The sequence below is a fragment of the Oleiphilus sp. HI0043 genome (assembly GCF_001634935.1).
This window is the reverse complement of the sequence record NZ_LWEY01001143.1, coordinates 1-1,885: the sequence shown is the minus strand read 5'-3', so window position 1 is coordinate 1,885 and position 1,885 is coordinate 1. Positions and strand designations below refer to the sequence as shown.

The window sequence follows — 1,885 nt, the reverse complement described above, 5'->3', positions numbered from 1 at the left end:
GATTTCGTCGGTGGTGTGTTCCTATGGAATCCGGTAAAGTTATCACTTTAGGTATTCTAGTCTCAGGTCAAAAGCTTAGGTTTCGCCTGCGGCTACACAACGTGGTGTTGCGCTAGTTAGGTGTTCTAAAAAATCTAACCAGTTCATCAAACATCACTCCGGCCACAAAAACACGTGGCCTGCGTTGGACGCACGATAGAGCCGTGCGCCGTTTATAAAAGCGTTATAATTTTTAGTTGGTTCGTTTCATTGCCGTTTTATAAACATCACCACGTTCACGCTTACCAACTGAAATCACTGTCACAGTAATTATTTCGTCGTTTACTTCATAAACTAAACGGTAACCAGCTTGTCTAAGTTTTATCTTGTATAGGTCATTTGCCCCAGAAAGTTTTGCACTTGGTATTCTCGGGCCTTCTAATATTTCGGTTAGCTTTTTTTTAAATTGCTCTTTTATAGTAGCGCCAAGTTTATTCCATTCTTTAAGTGCAGACTTTTTAAACTCAAGCTCATAAGTCATTTAAGTTAACCTTAACGCTTTTCTCATTTTTTCGTTGTTCAGCAAGAGCTATTAACTCAAGGTCCTCAACGCGGTCCATTAAGTACTCATAGGCTTCGGCAGGCACGCAGTAAAAAGCAGGTTCATTTCTATTAAGTACCGCAATTGGTTTGCCATCAGCACTTAAAGCAACTTTCATTGGGTTAGCCTTTAATTCGCTAATACTAGCGGCAGCTTCTGTTAATATTCGGGTTGTCATAAAATCACCAGTACTATAAAGTGGTCGTTAATTAGGTCTTATTGTAGGCCGTAAAATATAACAAGGCAATCAAAGATCGCCCACAAAAACATGTGGGCTGGACCGTCGCTGCGCTCCGGCCCTTTATTGCGGCGTTAGCTGTAAAAATAATCTTGCCACTTCGTACGTTTAAGCGTACGATATTATTTTCTGTTCAGGAGAATAAAGATGAATATTCTTACGGCAAGTGAAGCCAGGGCAAACTTATACCGGCTTTTAGATCAAACTTCAGAGACTCATCAGCCAATAACTATTTCAGGCAAAAGAAATAGCGCTGTATTAGTCTCCAGTGAAGACTGGGAGTCAATTCAAGAAACCCTTTATCTTTTAACTGTTCCGGGTATGAGAGAAAGCATTAAAGAAGGAATGGCAGAACCTATTGAAGATTGTTCTAAGGAGCTTGATTGGTGAGTTGGGAACTCGTATATACCAAGCAAGCTCAAAAAGATGCAAAGAAACTTGCTTCCTCAGGTCTCAAAAGTAAAGCAAAATATTTGCTGCAAGTTATCGAAGAGAATCCGTTTCAAACACCACCACCATTTGAAAAATTGGTTGGTGATTTATCTGGTGCAATTTCACGACGTGTTAACATCCAGCACCGGATTGTTTACCAAGTTTATGAAGAGCAAAAAGTCATAAAAGTTCTGCGTATGTGGACACATTATGAGTAATACCAAAATTTGTTCAGCTAACAAGTTGCTCAAGTCGGATTGTGGTAAATTGTCATCTTGTTTGCAAAGAGCCGCAAACAAACCGCCAATTCACCACAACCGCTTAGCAAGGCGTTGGTATGACTCCCCACGTCAAGAGGCCCGCACAAAATCCTGCCGGAACCTCGGCCAGAGCCTTTCTTTTTAATTAACATTCTTCCCGTTAGGGAAGCGTCAACGCATCAGATGAAGCAAGTAATTTCGACGGTGATCATGCTGGTATTCGTGGGTTGCTAACGCGACGCGTTAACCTATCCNACCTTACTTATTACGTCGTGGTGCCTGTCTTCAGTCTATGCTCGTGGATCAATGTACTGCTAGCTCATTGCCAACCTAACGCCTTCGGTGATTGCACCACAGCCGCTGCTTGATCTTTTG

At 41.7% G+C, this 1,885-nt stretch carries 4 protein-coding genes; 2 read left to right on the top strand and 2 right to left on the bottom strand.

All coding sequences use genetic code 11. The features are described 5' to 3' along the window. Positions 1-232: 232 nt before the first annotated feature. Positions 233-520, bottom strand: a complete 288-nt coding sequence (locus A3729_RS12855) for a type II toxin-antitoxin system RelE/ParE family toxin (protein ID WP_068510962.1) — start codon at positions 518-520, stop codon at positions 233-235. Next, complete coding sequence (locus A3729_RS12850) at positions 510-758, bottom strand: type II toxin-antitoxin system Phd/YefM family antitoxin (protein WP_068510964.1); 249 nt, start codon at positions 756-758, stop codon at positions 510-512. The genes A3729_RS12855 and A3729_RS12850 overlap by 11 nt, the downstream gene beginning before the upstream one ends. Positions 759-965: 207 nt before the next feature. Here A3729_RS12850 and A3729_RS12845 point away from each other — a divergent pair, with 207 nt between their 5' ends. Beyond that, on the top strand, positions 966-1,208 hold the full coding sequence (locus A3729_RS12845; protein ID WP_068510966.1) for a type II toxin-antitoxin system Phd/YefM family antitoxin: 243 nt from the start codon (positions 966-968) through the stop codon (positions 1,206-1,208). Next, complete coding sequence (locus A3729_RS12840) at positions 1,205-1,468, top strand: Txe/YoeB family addiction module toxin (RefSeq protein ID WP_068510968.1); 264 nt, start codon at positions 1,205-1,207, stop codon at positions 1,466-1,468. Before A3729_RS12845 ends, A3729_RS12840 begins: the two co-directional genes overlap by 4 nt. The last annotated feature ends 417 nt before the right edge of the window (positions 1,469-1,885 follow it).

What these genes read in the sequence shown, in the direction of transcription:
- A3729_RS12845 (WP_068510966.1), top strand. Translation starts at nt 966, where the DNA reads ATGAATATTCTTACGGCAAGTGAAGCCAGGGCAAACTTATACCGGCTT.
- A3729_RS12855 (WP_068510962.1), bottom strand. Translation starts at nt 520, where the DNA reads ATGACTTATGAGCTTGAGTTTAAAAAGTCTGCACTTAAAGAATGGAAT.
- A3729_RS12850 (WP_068510964.1), bottom strand. Translation starts at nt 758, where the DNA reads ATGACAACCCGAATATTAACAGAAGCTGCCGCTAGTATTAGCGAATTA.